Origin of the sequence: Chitinophaga fulva, assembly GCF_012927205.1 — a bacterium.
Classification (GTDB): domain Bacteria; phylum Bacteroidota; class Bacteroidia; order Chitinophagales; family Chitinophagaceae; genus Chitinophaga; species Chitinophaga fulva.
This window is the reverse complement of the sequence record NZ_JABBGC010000001.1, coordinates 2,743,554-2,761,204: the sequence shown is the minus strand read 5'-3', so window position 1 is coordinate 2,761,204 and position 17,651 is coordinate 2,743,554. Positions and strand designations below refer to the sequence as shown.

General features: G+C 49.5%; 21 protein-coding genes. 12 read left to right on the top strand and 9 right to left on the bottom strand.

Going from position 1 to position 17,651, the window contains the following annotated elements:
- Positions 1-194: 194 nt before the first annotated feature.
- The 3 genes from HHL17_RS11485 to HHL17_RS11475 all read right to left on the bottom strand — a co-directional run bounded on the left by HHL17_RS11485 (position 195) and on the right by HHL17_RS11475 (position 2,943).
- The gene (locus HHL17_RS11485; RefSeq protein WP_169224857.1) at positions 195-1,361 is read right to left on the bottom strand and encodes a FecR family protein; all 1,167 of its coding nucleotides are present in this window, start codon (positions 1,359-1,361) and stop codon (positions 195-197) included.
- A 72-nt stretch (positions 1,362-1,433) separates the two neighbouring features.
- Entirely contained in the window at positions 1,434-2,015 is a 582-nt protein-coding gene (locus tag HHL17_RS11480; protein ID WP_169224856.1) for an RNA polymerase sigma factor, read from the bottom strand.
- Positions 2,016-2,073: 58 nt separating this feature from the next.
- Positions 2,074-2,943, bottom strand: a complete 870-nt coding sequence (locus HHL17_RS11475) for a helix-turn-helix domain-containing protein (RefSeq protein WP_169224855.1) — start codon at positions 2,941-2,943, stop codon at positions 2,074-2,076.
- A gap of 98 nt (positions 2,944-3,041) precedes the next feature.
- On the opposite strand from HHL17_RS11475, the gene HHL17_RS11470 reads away from it, so the two are divergent.
- The gene (locus tag HHL17_RS11470) at positions 3,042-3,869 is read left to right on the top strand and encodes an alpha/beta fold hydrolase (RefSeq protein WP_169224854.1); all 828 of its coding nucleotides are present in this window, start codon (positions 3,042-3,044) and stop codon (positions 3,867-3,869) included.
- 31 nt (positions 3,870-3,900) lie between these two features.
- Complete coding sequence (locus HHL17_RS11465) at positions 3,901-4,395, top strand: YdeI/OmpD-associated family protein (RefSeq protein WP_169224853.1); 495 nt, start codon at positions 3,901-3,903, stop codon at positions 4,393-4,395.
- Between the two features lie 66 nt (positions 4,396-4,461).
- On the opposite strand, the gene HHL17_RS11460 is transcribed toward HHL17_RS11465, so the two are convergent.
- The 4 genes from HHL17_RS11460 to HHL17_RS11445 all read right to left on the bottom strand — a co-directional run bounded on the left by HHL17_RS11460 (position 4,462) and on the right by HHL17_RS11445 (position 8,054).
- Complete coding sequence (locus HHL17_RS11460) at positions 4,462-5,034, bottom strand: DUF4142 domain-containing protein (protein WP_169224852.1); 573 nt, start codon at positions 5,032-5,034, stop codon at positions 4,462-4,464.
- Positions 5,035-5,101: 67 nt separating this feature from the next.
- Entirely contained in the window at positions 5,102-5,812 is a 711-nt protein-coding gene (locus HHL17_RS11455) for a LytR/AlgR family response regulator transcription factor (protein ID WP_169224851.1), read from the bottom strand.
- The gene (locus tag HHL17_RS11450; protein WP_169224850.1) at positions 5,809-6,843 is read right to left on the bottom strand and encodes a sensor histidine kinase; all 1,035 of its coding nucleotides are present in this window, start codon (positions 6,841-6,843) and stop codon (positions 5,809-5,811) included. Before HHL17_RS11450 ends, HHL17_RS11455 begins: the two co-directional genes overlap by 4 nt.
- An 8-nt stretch (positions 6,844-6,851) precedes the next feature.
- Positions 6,852-8,054: an acyltransferase family protein gene (locus HHL17_RS11445; RefSeq protein ID WP_169224849.1), complete on the bottom strand. Its 1,203-nt coding sequence runs from the start codon at positions 8,052-8,054 to the stop codon at positions 6,852-6,854.
- A 366-nt stretch (positions 8,055-8,420) separates the two neighbouring features.
- Between HHL17_RS11445 and HHL17_RS11440 the strand changes: the two genes are divergently transcribed.
- The 6 genes from HHL17_RS11440 (at position 8,421) to ric (ending at position 13,123) form a co-directional block, all read left to right on the top strand.
- Entirely contained in the window at positions 8,421-9,053 is a 633-nt protein-coding gene (locus tag HHL17_RS11440) for a DUF6000 family protein (protein WP_169224848.1), read from the top strand.
- 4 nt (positions 9,054-9,057) lie between these two features.
- Positions 9,058-9,573, top strand: a complete 516-nt coding sequence (locus HHL17_RS11435; RefSeq protein WP_169224847.1) for a hypothetical protein — start codon at positions 9,058-9,060, stop codon at positions 9,571-9,573.
- A 79-nt stretch (positions 9,574-9,652) separates the two neighbouring features.
- Complete coding sequence (locus tag HHL17_RS11430; protein WP_169224846.1) at positions 9,653-10,360, top strand: GDSL-type esterase/lipase family protein; 708 nt, start codon at positions 9,653-9,655, stop codon at positions 10,358-10,360.
- A 142-nt stretch (positions 10,361-10,502) separates the two neighbouring features.
- Positions 10,503-11,798 carry a hypothetical protein gene (locus HHL17_RS11425; RefSeq protein ID WP_169224845.1) on the top strand — a complete coding sequence of 432 codons (1,296 nt, stop codon included), beginning with the start codon at positions 10,503-10,505 and terminating at the stop codon, positions 11,796-11,798.
- A gap of 157 nt (positions 11,799-11,955) precedes the next feature.
- Positions 11,956-12,345: a group III truncated hemoglobin gene (locus tag HHL17_RS11420; protein ID WP_169224844.1), complete on the top strand. Its 390-nt coding sequence runs from the start codon at positions 11,956-11,958 to the stop codon at positions 12,343-12,345.
- A gap of 37 nt (positions 12,346-12,382) precedes the next feature.
- Positions 12,383-13,123: an iron-sulfur cluster repair di-iron protein gene (ric, locus tag HHL17_RS11415; RefSeq protein WP_169224843.1), complete on the top strand. Its 741-nt coding sequence runs from the start codon at positions 12,383-12,385 to the stop codon at positions 13,121-13,123.
- Positions 13,124-13,226: 103 nt separating this feature from the next.
- On the opposite strand, the gene HHL17_RS11410 is transcribed toward ric, so the two are convergent.
- Positions 13,227-13,790, bottom strand: a complete 564-nt coding sequence (locus HHL17_RS11410; RefSeq protein WP_169224842.1) for a hypothetical protein — start codon at positions 13,788-13,790, stop codon at positions 13,227-13,229.
- A 68-nt stretch (positions 13,791-13,858) separates the two neighbouring features.
- Between HHL17_RS11410 and HHL17_RS11405 the strand changes: the two genes are divergently transcribed.
- The 4 genes from HHL17_RS11405 (at position 13,859) to HHL17_RS11390 (ending at position 16,698) form a co-directional block, all read left to right on the top strand.
- A complete protein-coding gene (locus tag HHL17_RS11405) occupies positions 13,859-14,437 on the top strand; it encodes a Crp/Fnr family transcriptional regulator (RefSeq protein ID WP_169224841.1) in 579 nt (192 codons plus the stop codon).
- Between the two features lie 76 nt (positions 14,438-14,513).
- The gene (locus HHL17_RS11400) at positions 14,514-15,263 is read left to right on the top strand and encodes an SDR family NAD(P)-dependent oxidoreductase (RefSeq protein WP_169224840.1); all 750 of its coding nucleotides are present in this window, start codon (positions 14,514-14,516) and stop codon (positions 15,261-15,263) included.
- Positions 15,264-15,303: 40 nt separating this feature from the next.
- Positions 15,304-16,143 (top strand): ThuA domain-containing protein, encoded by an 840-nt coding sequence (locus HHL17_RS11395; protein ID WP_169224839.1) that lies wholly within the window; start codon positions 15,304-15,306, stop codon positions 16,141-16,143.
- Positions 16,144-16,272: 129 nt separating this feature from the next.
- Positions 16,273-16,698 carry a response regulator gene (locus HHL17_RS11390; RefSeq protein WP_169224838.1) on the top strand — a complete coding sequence of 142 codons (426 nt, stop codon included), beginning with the start codon at positions 16,273-16,275 and terminating at the stop codon, positions 16,696-16,698.
- On the opposite strand, the gene HHL17_RS11385 is transcribed toward HHL17_RS11390, so the two are convergent.
- Positions 16,699-17,553, bottom strand: a complete 855-nt coding sequence (locus HHL17_RS11385; protein WP_169224837.1) for an AraC family transcriptional regulator — start codon at positions 17,551-17,553, stop codon at positions 16,699-16,701.
- Positions 17,554-17,651: the final 98 nt, after the last annotated feature.

Genomic DNA, 17,651 nt, shown 5'->3' with positions numbered 1-17,651 from the left:
TGAACCGCCCTGGGGGCAGTCCACAGGCCCGGCTGCAATCGTAATTTTTTTGCATAAATTGCATTGATTTGGTTGAGAAATGATGACTCTTTGAAACAGTATGTCTGATCAGCCGGAATCTCCGGCCGGCAGTACTCCACTACTGCCGGCTTTCTTTTCCCTGCTTTATTAGATCCTGGTTGTTGATATAAGCATCAGGGCAGCACCACCATCCGGCCGGCGCCTTCCATCCTGATATGCACTTTTGAATCTTCCAGCGCCTTTACCACGTCTGTCAATGGTAAGCTGCGGCTCAGTTCCCCGAAGAAATGGATGTCAGGTATTCCTTTTTCGTATACCACTTCTACATTGTACCAGCGTGAGAGCTCGTCCATTACTTCTTTCAGGGCTACGCCTTCGAAGTTGAAAATGCCATTTTTCCATGCCATGACATGGTCCGTATCTACTTTTGCTACGACGATATTACGGGCATCGCGCACGCGGGCCTGCTGTCCGGGCGACAGTACCACCGGTGCGTCCGGGGCGGCGGTAGCAGCTACCCTCACGGCGCCGTGCAACAAGGTGGTTTTCACACTGCCCGCTTCCGGATAGGCGTTTACGTTAAAATGCGTGCCCAGTACCTGGATAGTGGCTTGTCCTGGTACTACTACCCGGAAGGGTGCTGTTGCCTGCTGTGCTGCTTCAAAATAAGCTTCGCCGGTCACCTCCACCACCCGTTCCTTTGCGGAAAACATAGCGGGATAACGCAGCGTGGTGGCAGCGTTGAGCCACACACGGGTACCGTCGGCCAGTACTACATGAAACTGTTTGCCGCGCGGGGTATGGATAACGTTAAACGCATTGGGATCAGCCTCCTTACCGGCACGGTTATACGACAGTTGCCCGTCTTTAAACGCGATGTCGGCGCCGCCATCAGTGGCCACCTCACCATTCATCAGGCTGTCCAGCGGAATATGGCGGCCATCGGCCAGGGTAAGCGTGGCCACTTCGGTATCTTTTTCCGGCCTGACGGCAGGTGCTGATTTTTTGGCTATTACCGGTACTGCGGGATGCGGGCGCCATAACCACCATGCACCAATGGTCAGCAATACTGCCACGGCTGCGGCGATGGCGATCATCCGCCGCAAAGGGAAGGAACGGCGTACAGTCGTTGGCGTACCCAATATCGCCCGCAGCACAGCATCGGAAGCAGCGGCCGGCATCACGTCCTTTTCTTCCCGGCTATAACTCTCCAGTATCAGTGTTTTCAGCGGTTCTTCCAGGGAAGGATCGGCCATCAGTGCAAACAGCTCTTCTTTCTCCTCCGGAGAAATAGTTTTGCGGTAATATTGGTCAAATAAGTACAGGAGCCGCTCGTGCATAGGTCTTTGGTCGGTTTATCTATAAAGACAACCGCAAAGTGGTCAACTGGTGAGTGGCGTGAAAAAAAATTTTCAGAAAAGGAGAAAAAAGAAAGCGGAGAGCTTGCGGTAAGGCGCGCAATAAGCTCGTACGGCCCTGACGGCAGCGTCAAAATGACTTTTCACGGTATGGGGGGAGATACCCATTTTAGCAGCCACCTCGGCCTTGGTCAGCTCCTCTTCCCGGATAAGCAGGTACACCTGCTTCTGCTGCGGAGGCAACTGATCAATGGCCTGCTGCAATACCTGCATAAACTCCCGGGCATTGGCTGCCGCTTCGGGTGAAATGGCTGGCTGTCCGTCGGCAGATGGCCACAGGCCTGTCCGCTCACGCTCACGCAGGAGCCGCTTCAGGGCATTAAAGGTATAATTACGGGCAATGGTAAAAATATAGGCTTCAAGGTTATCTATCGCTGGCAGCTCTTCCCGGATGGTCCATATCTTCATAAACACATCCTGTACTATCTCCTCCGCTTCCATGGCTGATTCGGTGACACGGTAGGCGGTGGTGTACACCAGATCGCGGTACCGGAGAAACAGCTGCGTAAATGCAGTCTGGTCCCCCTGGGCCACCAGGGCCGGGATGGTCGCGTTATGTATACTGGTTGGTTCCAACAAATGATGATAAGAAGCCGCTAAAGTAGCGCAAAAAGATAAAATACACAAGCCATGATCAGGCAACGGCCCCTTTCACCGCCGGTTTACGGAAAACCGTGGGACTAACACCGTGGTGTTTTCTGAATACCCTGTTGAGATGACTTTCATCGGTAAACCCGAACTCGTCGGCAATCTGCCCTATCGTCAGCACACTGTTGAGCAGCCGCTGTTCTACCAGCTTAATCCGGTACTGGCTGATATACTGTTGCAGCCCTACGCCGGTAAACTTCTTGAAGTATTCACTCACATAGTTGGTGGAAAGATGGAAGCTGGTGGCCAGAAAATCCATTTTCAATTTATCCGGTTCTCCTATATGGGTATGTATATGTACCAGCATTCTGTTGATCAACGGCTCTTCCGTCTCCTTTCGGGCGCTTTCCCGGCTGCTGTCGGCCACGTTACGGGCCAGTATGTTGAGCAACAGTGAAATAAAATGCTGCATGTTCTCCTGGTAATGCTCTTTCTGCTGGTCATGCTCTTCGATCATGCTGTGTATCAGCTGGCCGATGATACGGTGGTCTCCCGGATCAGTGATCTGTATACACTGAAAACGGTTGTGCTGAAAGAAAATATGTTCCAGTTGTTTCAGCCACCGGAGCGCACGCTCCTGGTCTTGTGCCTGTTTATATTGGGAGATAAATATCTCCGAGAAACGTACCGAACAGAAACGGGTGGGCGTTTCGCTGTGAAATCCCCTGCAATCCAGGGGCGTAAAAAGGAAGGTATCACCCTGGGAAAAAGTCAGTTTGTTCCTGTTTACCTCCCGGGAACCGCTACCTTCCAGTATATGCACGATCTCAAAAAAGTGATATACCAGTGGTCGTTTCTCCCACTGCTCCTCTGCTGACACCTGTAAATCGAACGGCCGGTATAGTAATTTTTCCATACCTGTAAATATACAGAATAAACCCGGGTATATACCTCCGCCACCAGTGCTGCCCTTCCTAATTTTGACTTGTCAATAAAACAAAAAACGACATCAACATGAACAACCATAACATCACAGCAACAGCGATCACCACAGGCCAACAACAATATTTTACGACTGCCGACGGGGTACGCATTGCCTGGCAGCTGGATGGAGAGGGAGATAAACCAGTAGTCGTACTGTCCAATTCCATCGCTACGGATTACCATATGTGGGATGCGCAAATAGCAGCTTTCACACCGCATTTCAGGGTACTGCGTTTCGATACAAGAGGCAACGGCGCTTCCGGTTCACCGGCCGGAGACTATTCCCTGAATCGTATGTCCCTCGACGTTATCGAACTGCTGGACTACCTCGACATTGACCGCGTTCATTTCATGGGCCTGTCCCTTGGCGGCTTTATCGGCCAACATCTGGCTATTCATGCACCGGAACGTATAAACAAACTGATACTGACCGCTACCTTCGCCCAACTTGGTCCACAGGAATGGTTCAATAACAACATCCGGAACCTGCGCGGACCTGCCGATATGCAAGCGTTTGAAGAAATGTTCATGCACAACTGGTTCTCTGAAGAGATGATAGCCGCCAAAGATCCAAGAATACAGCCTTTCCGCGACATGGTGCTGGCAATGTCTCCTACAGGACTGGCAGGCTCTTTCGCCGCCGTGCGTGACACCGACTACAGGAGAACAGCAGTGCTGATCACGCACCCCACGCTGGTCATTGGCGGTAAATATGATACGGTAGCCCTGCCGGCACACAGCGAATACCTGGCTGAAACCATTCCGGATGCACAACTGATCATGCTCCCCACCGTACACCTGCCCAATGTGGAGCTGACAGAAGATTTCAACCGTATCGTTCTTGACTTCCTGCAATAAAATTTAGCTATCTTGCCGGTCATTATCAGCTATGGACACACCACTGATTGACCAGGAACTGTTACTCGAACGCTTCGACGGCAAAGGCGGATGGACTTTCATCCGCCTTCCCGACATGCCTAAAGGCCAACAGGGCTACTTTGGTATGCGTAAAGTACGCGGCTTCATTGATGAGTATGAACTACCTCCCTGCAACCTGATGCCTTTCAAAAAAGGTATTATGATGCTACCCGTAAAAGCCGCTATCCGCAAACAAATAAAGAAAGAAGCCGGCGACCGGGTCAGATTGATACTCTATCCCACCGGACAGCAAACCAAAGAAATCATCCCCAACGATTTTATGGAATGCCTGCGCGACGAGCCTGCCGCGTTGCGCAACTTCCAGGCAATGCCGACTGCTGAACAGGAAAAATGCCTGCAATGGCTGATGGATGTGAGTGTGCCCGATGCCAGAATTCAACGGATGGCAGATGCTATCAATCATCTGGCAGAAGGCAGAAGTTATCTCGGTACAAAAATTAAATAATCTCATTCACCGGATTCAAAAACCCGATGATTATCCGATACAGAGCATTCCTAACCATCTCTTCCGTCAATCATGGGAAATATCCCGGTTATTCATCTGTTTGCGCATATCTTCGAGAATTTTATTCGCCTCATCATAACGCGCATTTACGATCGGCAACGTTTTCCTGACATAAGAACTGATGGCCGTATCTTTTGTGTTGGTGTATTGTGACAACCTTTCGGAAGTCCGTTTCTGTTCATGCACCATCCGTTTAATATAAGCCCGGTCCATATCCTCGCGGCTGCTCAACAGCCCTATTTCATCCTGATCATCCCGGGACAGTTCCGGCGCCAGCGTCATCCCTGCCTGACGGGCAATCTCCTGTAGCTGCAAGGTGGAAGCGGTACGTTCCTTCACTATGTCGGCACCAAACTTTTTCACCCGGTCATCTTTAGCTTTCTGCATGGCCAGTTCACCCAGCTTGATCTCTTTTAGATCAGACGCTGCCATACGGGCCAGAAAACTCCGCTCATCCATCGGTTCGTTTTTTTCATGAGTGGCAACGGTACTGTCATGACTTCCCTCCTGTTCCGGCTGATGCTGTTGGCCGCAAGCCATCAGCGCTATCGCCAGTACAGGGATACAAAGTTTTTTCATGATCATCGTTTTAGGGAAAAGCCTCAATTGCAGTGCCAGTTGTAGCAAGGTCTGTCATCCCTCGGGTTTATTTCCGGAGCAGGCGGTTATTGACGATTTTCTCCAGCACCTCTTCTTTCTGGTATTTACTGATGGGCACCTGGAAAGATGCTACATGCAGAATATTTCCTTCGATGGCCCCGATATGTTGTATGTTGACAACATACGATTTATGCGGTTGTATGAACTGCTGTGCCGGCAGCATCTCCACCACTGATTTCAGGGTGGCATGGGTCAGAATTTTTCTGTCCGTCGTGTATACGGCCACGTAGTTTTCCAGTGCTTCTACAAACAAAATGTCCTGGTATGACACCTTCTCCAGTTTTTTATCTGACCGGATAAAAAAATAAGGAGACACGCTTGTCTGCTGCGCTGCGAAATAATCATAGGCTTTGTTGGCCGCTTTCAGAAAGCGCTCAAAAGAGATAGGCTTCAGCAGATAGTCCAGTACGTCCAGCTCAAAACCCTGCATGGCATAGCGTTCATAGGCGGTGGTAAAAATCACTTTCGGTGGCTGCGGATAATTCTTCAAAAACTCAATACCGGAAATGTAAGGCATTTCAATATCCAGCAGCAGCAGGTCTACCGGTTGTTGTTTTAACACGGTGTTTAACTGCACCGCATCTTCACAAACCGCCACCACCTCCAGGAAGCCGGTCCGCTCGGCATATCCCATGATGCCTTTAGCGGCAAGCGGTTCATCATCCGTGATCACACATCGTATAGTTACCGGGTTCATGTCTGTAAAGTAAGTTTTAATTCAGCAACAAATTCCTGTTCTTTTATCCCCGCTGAAAAATGGTGCCTGTCCGGATACAGCAGCTCCAGCCGCCGTTGCAGGTTCTCCAGCCCAATTCCTTTTTCCCGTTCAATCGGCAATCCGTTGATCTCCGGCGCCACGGCAGGAATGGAATTATGTATGTAAAAATAAATATCGCCGTCCTGCTTACGCAACTCCAGCTGCAACAGGTATTCACCGCCAATGTATTTAAACGCATTTTCCACCAGCGGAAGAAACAGTAACGGATATACTTTTTCATCCTGCAACTGCTCATCAAAGTGTAACTGTAGCCGTAAACGGGGCGAGGAACGTATTTTCTGCAAGTCGATAAACCGCTGTATATATTGTATTTCCTGGCAGATGCCTACCATCTCCTGCTGATCATACAACTGGTAACGCAGCAGGTCTGCAAACTGCTCCACTGTTTTTTTGGCGGCCACCACGTCATCATCCATCTGAAAATAAATTGTGTTCAGCGCATTAAACAGGAAGTGCGGATGGTACTGGGCCCGCAGGAATTTTAATTCTGTTTCCAGTTTATCGTTGGTGATTTTTTCCAGCTGCAACTTGTTTTGAATGTACGCCTGCAAGTAAGCACTACTCCTTTTTACCCCGTAATAAATCAGGGCATAAAACAGGGGAATGGTGTTGATGTCCGCCAGATCGAACCACTGGAGCCCATTATCTGTCAACGCTACCACCGGTGTCATGAAGAGGTTCTGCACCACCAGGTTGAGCAGGAACACGCCCAGTAACTCCTTCCCGATCCGTCCGGTGGAAAAATGGTCCTGCCATTGCCGGTCGTAGTAGGCAATCAACCGGTTACAGGCCCGGATGAACACATACCCCATGGCTATGCAGAAGCCCATTTCTATCCCGTTCAGTATCCAGGACCGCTGCCAGAACTCCATGCCTGTCACGCTGTCTGTCAGCAGGCGGATCGTAAAATACGCCAGTAGCCCATATAACGCGGGGAATATATATTTCATGAAAAACTTCATGTCGCAGGTACTGTCTGTGGTTGTAAAGAAGAATTATCCACCGTCTCTGTTTTGGGCTGCCGGCGTGCGGCCGGCTTCATCCCGAACAGAAAGCGCATGGGCGCATAAGGCCGGATAAACAAATGAAAGATACTCATACTTATCATGAAAGTAAGCACTACGGTAAAAATATATTTCAGCCCGATATCCTCCTTTAAATTGGCCAGGTAATAGGTCAATATCACGATCACCGTCTGATGCAGAATGTAAAACGGATACACCGCCTCGTTGGCATAACCCAGCACCCTGCTTTTCCGGTTCAGGTACCGTTTGCCATACCCTACAGCGGTAAACACCCACATCCAGGCGCTGACAACTGCCAGTGCGGTATAACTCCAGCCAGCCCATCCCTGCCAGCCGTGCGCCGGCTCCAGGCTGTTCCACCGGAAATAATTGATAATGATGATACTAACAAAAGCCATGGCAAAAGAACTGCGGCGGTTCCGCTCCAGGCTGTCCATCAGCAAGGGATTGGCGATACAAACGAAACCCGCCACCAGATACAGCAGCCAATAAGGGAAATAGGCATAATCATGGATCACGTCATTGGTCTGTCCATACATACGGGCAAGGTAAGCGTGAGCAATCACACTGGGCGCCATCAACAGGTATATCCATTTACCGGATGCCAATACATTGAATTTTTGCAGCCATTTTTTCCCTGCGGGAGATGACCACCATACAAATAAAGGCGCACACAATATATCATACACCAGCAGATAACAGATAAACCAGAGATGATGCCAGCTGATATTACCTTTGGGATAAGCGCCGGTACGGAACATCTCTGCATAAAAATGCCAGAAATTGCCGTGATAGCCCTGTGTAACCCGCTCCAGGTATACCTGCGGTGGTACTATCACCAGCATCCCCAGCAGCAACGGTACAAACAACCGGCGGAAACGCAAGCCCAGAAAGCCACTTCCACTCCGGCTTTGCAGCATATAATAACTTACCGTCCCGGAGATAAAAAACAGCAGCGGCATCCGGAACCGATGGAGAAAATCATTCATTTCCAGCAGCACATGGCTGGTAGCGTTGTTTTTGATATGCCATTCCCAGTAGGCCACATAAGGCATAGCGGAATGGAAAAACAGCACCGCGGCTATGGCAATGATCCGCAGCCAGTCCAGGTAAGTTTGTCGGGATGAGGTTTGCATAAATATCAATTTTACACAAACCTACCGGCTGACGGGGCCATGATAAAAGATATTTGACGTGTGGACAATTTGGGGCGGTCAACAGACAAACCGGCCTTAACAGCCGGTGCGGGCAGCAAATCATCTCCGGCATTATCAAATATGGAAAACACCGATACCACTACAATTGGCACCAGTAACAATATCCAGGAAGCGAGCTTATTGGCCCAATATATGTCCCGGGCCCAGGCTGATTCTATCACAATAGATTCTTTCTCTATATATCGTATAGGGGTATCCGTGAATTTATGGAAAATAGCGTCATGTTGCCATTTGTTATTTTAGTTCATTCCGTGTAAATTACCCCCAATTAAGCTATCCTATACCATGAATGACTTGCAGAAAGTGACCGACCTGCACGCGGCCGGAGCTATTATCAGACACCTGTCACCCTTTGCCAGCCTGACTTCACACGAAAATGGCTTTGAGTTGCCCGCTTCCATCCTCCAGCAATGGGTGAAACCCTACTACATGAATGTCGGCTCCGGGAATGATGAATGGATAGAACCTTTCTACCAGGTTAAATCATTGATTACACATGACTTGACAACTTTATTACTGGGTGATGCAAATTGGCAGACAAGGAAAGTAGGTGCTTATTTTGCCGCGGTGAATCAATACACCGATATGGAAGATATGATCGGCACCCATTTCCTGAAGAGTGAACTGAGTTGTGTAGGCAGCATGTACACCCTGGTACTGGCCAGCTTCAACAGCAGCAAAAGTGTAACGTACCTCGACAAATACCTGCATTATTACCTGAAAAGACCCGAGCTTCATTTCGATCAGCAAGCCGCCATGGAAGCCTCCCTCTATCTGGATGCGATCAACGGCACCGATCATACCAGCCAGCATTTCCCCCACTGGGAAAAACTGCGCCAACAATGGATGCACTCTTTCGGACTTTCCCTGCAATACCTCGAAGAACAACTGGCTGTCATCAAGAATCTGCGAAACTGATGTTATGAAACAGACCATCCTCACACTGATCATCGTATTACTGGGGTTCGCCGCTGTGCAAGCCCAGTACCGGCCTTCCTTCCCCGATGAAAACGGGCTGAAGGTAAAAGAAGACTACGCCAAATATGAGCAGACCATGGTGGCCGCAGCCGATTGGCTCGTGGAAACAGACCTCGACAAACAGGTGGATGTCCGGCGGGCTACCAATATTTTCGTTACCAGGTGGCTTACCGGTTCTCCTAATGTGACCATCGTGTTTAACAAGCCCCATATCAAACTGATGGAAGACAACCCAATGCTGTTACCCGTATATATGGCTAACTATGCTAGCTATTGCATCCGCCAGCAGTCGTACAAAGAAGCACTCGAACCTACCAAAGCCGGCCTGGCCGCCATCGTTAAAGTTTACCGCAAGGGCATCGCTGTAAAAAAGAGCAAAGGGCTCGAAAAACTCGCGGAAGCCATTGATCAGGGACAGCTGGATACCTATATCAGCAAAAATTCAGGCCTGCTCCCTTGATAAACACATACATTTTATAACGCGGTTTTTTATTTTTACCGGATGGTCTTCACCGTCCAGATAAAATAAAGACTCCGTTATGAAAACAGGCTTTTTAACACTAGTGGCCGTCACCTGGCTCTGCTCCGCCTTTCTGGGTATCGCCCTTTATACCTGTAACTTACAGGCACAGGCGCCAGCGTGGGACAGCACCCATCGCCCCGGAAAATACAAAGAGCTGGTGGCGAAATTCAATACCGAAAAAATCACCCGGAAAAATTTCGTATTCCTGGGCAACAGCATCACCGCCGGCACCGACTGGGCCAAACTACTGTCACTCCCTAATGCGGTCAACAGAGGCATTTCAGGGGATATCACCTTCGGCGTACTGGAACGGCTCAACGAAGTAATTGCCGGCAAGCCTGCCAAAATATTCGTCCTCATCGGCATCAATGATGTTTCCCGGAATATCCCCGACAGCGTGATCCTCCGCAACTATAAAACCATCATCAGCCGTGTCCGTAAAGGTTCAAAGAAAACACAGCTCTATTTTTATACGTTGCTGCCGGTCAATGCGTCTTTCAACAAATTCAAAAACCACTATGGCAAGGATGAACACATTCTTTGGCTGAATGACCAGATCAGGCAACTGAAAGGCAGTCACGTCACCATCATCGATCTTTATCCGCATTTTCTGGACGCTGAGAACCACCTACGGGCAGAACTCACGATGGACGGGCTTCACCTCAAGCCGGAAGGTTATGCCGTATGGGCAGATATCCTGCAAAAAGGTGGCTATCTCCACTAATTGATTTTCAAACATTTCCAGACTGCGGGTACTAACAATCCCGCAGTTCATCTTATCATTGTTTTAATGTAAATTACACCTCATAATTTTCTCCTTTCTTTTATATACCTGCAACCGTCCTCATTTATTTAACAAACGAAACATGAAAACTTTCCTCTTAGCCGGCCTGCTGTTAGGTTCCGCCGCCGGCGATGCCTTATGCCAGCAATCCGATACTACTGCCACGCAGGCACAGCGCACCTTCCAGGAAGCTGCCGCCGCTACCAAAAAACAACAACGCCTCTGGGGCATAGACCTCTACGGGCCGATGTTGCTCGTAAATCCGGCCACCCGGGAAGTGTACGCCAATATGCCCGACAGTTCCGGTAAACTGCAAAAACAGGGCACTATCTACACCGGTAAACTGCCTTCCAAAATCAATACGGCCAACACGTCGCTGTATTGGGAAGGCCGCAGCTGGGCCATGGTGCAGTTGCCGTTGCCGGCAGACAAAGATGAGCGGATCAACCTCATCGCCCATGAGCTGTTTCATCGCTCACAGCCCACGCTGCACTTCAAGCTTAGCGACCCGACCAACAACCATCTCGACAAAAAAGATGGCCGTATTTATCTGCGGCTGGAACTGGCAGCATTGCAACAAGCGCTGGCAGCCACTTCCCCGGAGGTAAGGCAGCAGCATTTGTTGCATGCCATGACGTTCCGCCATTACCGTTATGAGTTGTATCCCGGTGCAGATACCACGGAAAATGCGCTCGAGCTCAACGAAGGTATTGCGGAATACACAGGCATGATGGTTTGTAACCGTGATAAAGCGGCGGCCCTCAAGCATTTCGATAAAAATCTGTACGACTTCCTGCACTACTACCCTACTTTCGTACGGTCGTTTGCGTATCAGACCATTCCCATGTACGGCTATATGCTGTCACAGGCAAAGCCGGGATGGAACCGGCAGCTGAACAGCCAGTCAAACCTGACGCCACTAATCGTGCAGGCGTTTAAGTTATCCATACCTGCTGATGTAAAAACTGCCGCCACCAACTACGCACGGGAATATAACGGAGATGCCGTGGCGCTGGAAGAAGCCGCGCGGGAGAAAAAAATACAGGAACAAATTGCCGCCTATACGCAATTGTTCATCAAACAGGCACATACCGAACTGCGGTTTGTAAAAATGAATATTTCTTTCAATCCCAGTAATATAGTACCGATAGATGGCTATGGCACCGTTTACCCTACCATGCGCATATCTGATGCCTGGGGCATTCTTACAGTAACAGAGGGCGCCCTCATGAGCGCTCAATGGGACAAGGTGATCGTTGGCCTGCCTCAAAACGTTACCGATCAACTGGTTACCGGCCAGGGCTGGAAACTGGAACTAAACAAAGGGTACAACCTGGAAAAAGATGCTACCGGCAATTACGCGCTGAAGAAACAATAATATCTTGAAAACGGCGTCCATAGCGGGCGCCGTAATTTTTATATAAATAAAAGATATTTTAGTCCTTTATTATAGGAAGAATACTTACTTTTGTCCTGCATCCTTATAACAGTTGTCAACGTGACGCACAATTAAGGATAAAAATGTATTTATTTATATGGAAACAAAGAGAGATATCTCAACACTCGCCGATATACAACTGATGGTAGACAGTTTTTACGGGACAGTCCGTGAAGACGAGCTGCTGGGACCTATCTTCAACAATCTCATACAAGACCGCTGGCCGGAGCACCTGGAAAAAATGTACCGTTTCTGGGATACCATACTGCTGGACAGTCACACCTATCACGGCGCGCCTTTCCATCCGCATGCCACCATGCCGGTCAACAGTGTCCATTTCACCCGTTGGGTGCAGCTGTTTCGTGCAACGGTCAACAACCTTTTCGAAGGCGCCAAAGCGGAAGAAGCCTGCTGGCGCGGCGAAAAAATGGCGCAGATGTTCCTCTCCAAAATCGAATATTATCAGGGCCAGCCACCACTGCGTTAGCGAATGCCGGCCTGTATACCTATAAAACAGCTTTAAGATGGAAATCAATGAAAACACCATCGTTGGACAACTGGTAGCCGCCGACTACCGCACTGCCGACGTGTTCCGCCAGCATGGCATCGACTTCTGCTGCAAAGGCAACAAACCAATCGGTGACGTTTGCCGGGAGAAAAAACTGGATATCACGCCCATCCTCCACGCACTGGAAGAGATATCAGCGGTACCAGCCTGCACGTTGCAGAATTTTAATACCATGCCGTTAGATCAACTGGCAGATCATATCGTTCGCAAACACCACGGATATGTACGGGAAAAAATACCGGTACTGCAACAGTACCTGCGTAAGGTTTGCCAGGTACATGGCGAGCCGCACCAGGAACTATGGCAGATAGCTGCCCTCTTCACTGCCAGCTCCGCCGAACTGTCCAACCATCTCAACAAAGAAGAGCTGATCCTGTTTCCCCGTATCCGGGAAATTGCCCGGAAACAGGCCGCAGGCGAATTCCTGGAAGAACACGGCATTAGCGCCGTTGAAAAACCAATCAGCGCCATGATGGAAGAACACGATCATGAAGGGGACCGGTTCCGCAGAATGGCGGACCTCAGCAACAACTTCACGCCACCGGAAGATGCCTGCAACACCTATCGCGTCACCTATGCCCTGCTGAAAGAATTTCAGGACGACCTGCATCAACACATTCATCTGGAAAATAACATTCTCTTTCCCCGTGCTATCAGCACCGAAAAAGCACTGACCGGCAGCAGCTGCCGGCTGTAAAACAGCAATGGCCGGCAAAGCTTCCGGGGGGTAGCTCTGACCGGCCATTTATCCAATTCTCACGATGGATCCGTTATAATTATTTATTTGATTATTTGTCTATTTAGTCGTGGTCGTGGCCATGTCCGTGACCGTTACCACGGCCTCTGTTGCCATTACCGTTTCCGTTACCATTGCCGCGTCCCTGGTCATTGTCATTTTCTCTTCCACGGCCATTGCCGTTATTCCATTTACCATACATGGGATGCCCCTTCACCACATAATATTTACTGTCCCTGCTGTCACGGATGATATCCTGCTTGCCATACCAGCCCGGGCCTTTATAACGGGCATAACGGCCACGGTATACGTCCGGATGCAGCCACGGCTGAGGCTCATTCACCACTACCTTATAACCCCGGTAAACGTCAAAATGATACCTGTTTGGCAAAGTAGGCGCAAACCGCCAGCTGTTGCCGTTTAAATAAACATATTGCCCACGGGGAATATCGTAATACACATCGATGTCCGGGAAATAATAATATTGCGCATAATCATACCCTACCGGGCCCCACACCGGCTGGTTGCCAATATTCACATTGACATTCAGTCTTACCTGGGCCTGCAATGGCCTATCAAACGCTAAAACACTGATAATCAACAAAGCAAGAAATGATAGCTTTTTCATGATCGCGTGATTTTATCTAGATAAAGACAAAGGTAGTGCCAGTCTGAAAATGCTTAATTTTCACAACGATGGACCAACGAAAGATACTGACAGACTTTATCACTTATTACTGTGACCTGTCTGACAAAGACCTTGAAGCCGTGCTCCGGCATTTCACATTCCGGGAAGTGGCCGCCAACACTATCATCCTGAGAAGAGGCCAGCTTTGCGATACACTTTCAGTAGCCATAAAAGGGCTCTTCAGGCTTTATGCCGTGGACGATACCGGGAATGAAACCACGACCTGGCTTGTATTCGAAGACACCCTTGTCATGGAACCGGCCAGTTTCCTCACCCGACAGCCCAGCCGTTATTATTTACAGGCGCTGGAAAATTCGGTCATGGCCAGTATCACCTATAATGAGCTACAGGTACTTTACCGCACTATTCCCGGATTTGAGGCATTTGGCCGTAAACTGATGGAAGAAGTACTGGTAGGTACCATGTGCAGGGCCACGTCCCTGCTGCTCGACAGCCCCCAGGAAAGATACAACCGGCTGCTGGGCCGCGCCACTTTCATGCAACGGGTACCGCTTAAATACCTCGCCTCGTTTATCGGCGTCACCCCATCTTCGCTCAGCAGAATGCGTCGCCGTATGCAAAGTTGAGCTGGCATTAATTGCCCCGGGACAATTAATACAGGCTGATATCTAATGAATTTTGCGATAACAAAATTCTTTCATCATGTCAGTATTAACAGCACTTATCACCGGCGCCAACCGTGGCCTCGGACTGGAAACCGCACGCCAGTTGCTCGAAAAAGATGTACAGGTTGTCCTCACCTGCCGCGACGCCGTCAAAGGCCAAACAGCCGTGCAGCAACTCCGGGAAGTATCTCCGCATATCAGCTTCCTGCCGCTGGACATCAGCCGTCCGGAACAGATTTCAGCCGTTGCTGATCAGATAGAACAACAGTACGGCCACCTCGATATCCTGATCAATAACGCCGCTATTACACATGCAGGAACCGCGCCTTTACCTGCTGTGCGAATGAGCAATACCATTATGCAAACAAACATCGAAGACATAAAAGCGGTCTTTGATGTAAACGTATGGGGCACATTGCAACTCACGCAAGCGTTGCTGCCGCTGCTGCAGAAAAGTACAGCCGGCCGTATCATCAACCTGAGCAGCGAGTTAGGCAGCATTCAACTACAGGCGGATGCCACGTCTCCTGTTTATCATGTTAAAAAATTCGCCTACAACAGCTCTAAAACGATGGTTAACCTGCTGACTGTTTATTTACAGGAAGCCCTGCGTGATACTAACGTTCGCGCCTATACTATCAGTCCGGGCTGGGTAAAAACTGATATGGGCACTGCCGCCGCCTTTCTTGAAATACCGGAAGGTGCAAAGATTATTGTGCAGGCCGCACTGGAAGATGTTCCCACCAACCGGTTCTTTACCCATCAATGGCAGGAGATACCCTGGTAATATTGCAAAAATATTTACGATAGCGTTGTATTTTGTATACATGAAATTCCACGCCACCAGCTATCTGTTACTTGGGCTGTTGTTGTGCTACCGCTGTGGTCAGGCGCAACAACCAGCCTTCAGGGTCATCGCCTTTTTCACAGCGGCCGAAGATGCGGCGCATATCAGCTTTGTCAGGGAAGCCAACCAATGGTTTCCGCAAATGGCTGCCCGTTATCATTTCACGTATGATACCACCAGCAACTGGCAGCACCTGAACAACCGGTTCCTCTCCCGTTACCAGGTGGTGGTGTTTCTGGACACCAGGCCTGAAGGCCCCGCACAGCGGAAGGCTTTTCAGCGTTACATGGAAAACGGCGGCGCCTGGATAGGCTTCCATTTCGCAGCCTTTGCACTAACACCTTCTGCCGTACCACAAAACTGGGACTGGTACCACCACACTTTCCTCGGCTCAGGTTCCTACGTCAGCAACACCTGGCGGCCCACCGCTGCAGTACTGCATGTGGAAAACCGCCAGCACGCTGTCACCCGCGGCCTGCCGGACCGGTTCCGCACGGCCCCTAACGAATGGTACCGCTGGAGCGGCCCTCTCCGGAAAAACCGGGACATCACGGTACTGGCCTCCATAGACAGCAGCAGCTTCCCGCTGGGCACCGGTCCCAAACCCAATGAGATATGGCATAACGGGGATTATCCGGTTGTATGGACCAACCGCAAATACAGAATGGTGTACTTCAATATGGGACATAACGATATAGACTATGAACACGGTACCCAACAAACGTTGTCACATACGTTCAGCAGTCCTGCTCAAAACCAGATGATACTCCAGGCGCTGTGGTGGCTGGGTACCCGTAAAGACACCCTGATTGCACCCTGAGGTCGCTGACATTCTTCCTCATTTTGTTGCGGGGCACGGACAAACACACCGGCTAATTCCCTATAAACACCGGTTCACAGAAGAGGCATTCGCTTTGCAGTTAAAATTTTAACAAACCTTTATCCTGACATGCAGACGTATCCGCAGATTCTCATAGCCGATGATGACCCCGAAGATGTATTTATCATGGAAATGATGTGTAAGGAGCTTGCTTTTACGGAACACATCCATTTCGTTCAGGACGGGGTAACAGCCCTGGAATACCTGGACACATTGCTTGAAAAGCCCCTCCCTGCCCTGATCATCCTCGATCTGAACATGCCTCGTCTTACGGGCACGCAAACACTGGAGCTGCTCAAACAACACCCGCGCTACCATCGTATCCGGGTCATCATTTACTCCACGTTTTTGAATGAAATACAGAAACAGCAATGTATCAACCTGGGGGCAGAAGCCTTCGTTATCAAGCCTGACACCTATGAAGAAGGACTAGAGATCATGCAACAATTTCATGATTGTAGTCTCGGCAATTACTCCTTCCCCATAGCCAGCTGATCAGCTAAGCATAAATTGTCTGCGGAAAGCAGAAGGATTAATCCCCCGGTGTTTCCTGAACAATCGTGTAAGATGGCTTTCATCAGTGAAGTTCAGCTCTGCGGCAATCTCGTTGATACGACGATCGCTGTGTTTTAAACGGGTTTCCACCAGCTTCAACTTATAATGCATAATGTAGTCCTGCAGATTTTCCCCCGTATGTTTCTTGAAATAACGCCCCAGATAACTCAGCGAAATATGGAAATGTTTGGCGATGACCGCCGCCCTTAAAGCCTGCGGTGAATAGATATGCTCCTGTATATAACCAATGATATCCAGTACAGGCGTCGCCGTATGATCGCCTATCTGCGCCGGCAGCTTCATGGCTATGTTACGGGCCACCACCGTGATCAGGGTATTGACCAGCTGCCGCACCACTTCGTTGTGGTATAACGGTTTGCCTGCCTGCTCCTGTATCAGCCCGGCCACCAGTGCTGGCAACAGCTGCTTGTCCGGCTCGTGGTACACGATACAGCCAGGCCGGTGACTGGCATGCTCGAGAATAAATTCCATCCGGCGCGTCCATTCCTGCGTATACAACAACGCCGTATCCTGGTTTTGCAGGTATATTTTATTAAACCGCAGAAAGAAAAAGTGGGTCTTTTCTTCCACTTCCAACAGATGTTTGTCTTCCGGCGTCACCAGGAACAAATACCCTTTGCGGTAAGCAAATTGATTGTTGTTGATAAACTGCTGTCCGCTGCCCTCCACAATGTACACCAGCTCAAAAAAGTTGTGCCCGTGCTCTACCTGCGGGCAACTGTCTGTTATGATCTCCACAATCTCAAAGGGTTGATGAATGTTCTCCTTTGCCATGGTATCGTCGATTTGTTACAGAAAAAGAGAAAAATAGTACAATAAAACAACCGATCAAATTGTACAATTTTACGTCATCAAAATTAACCTAACAACAA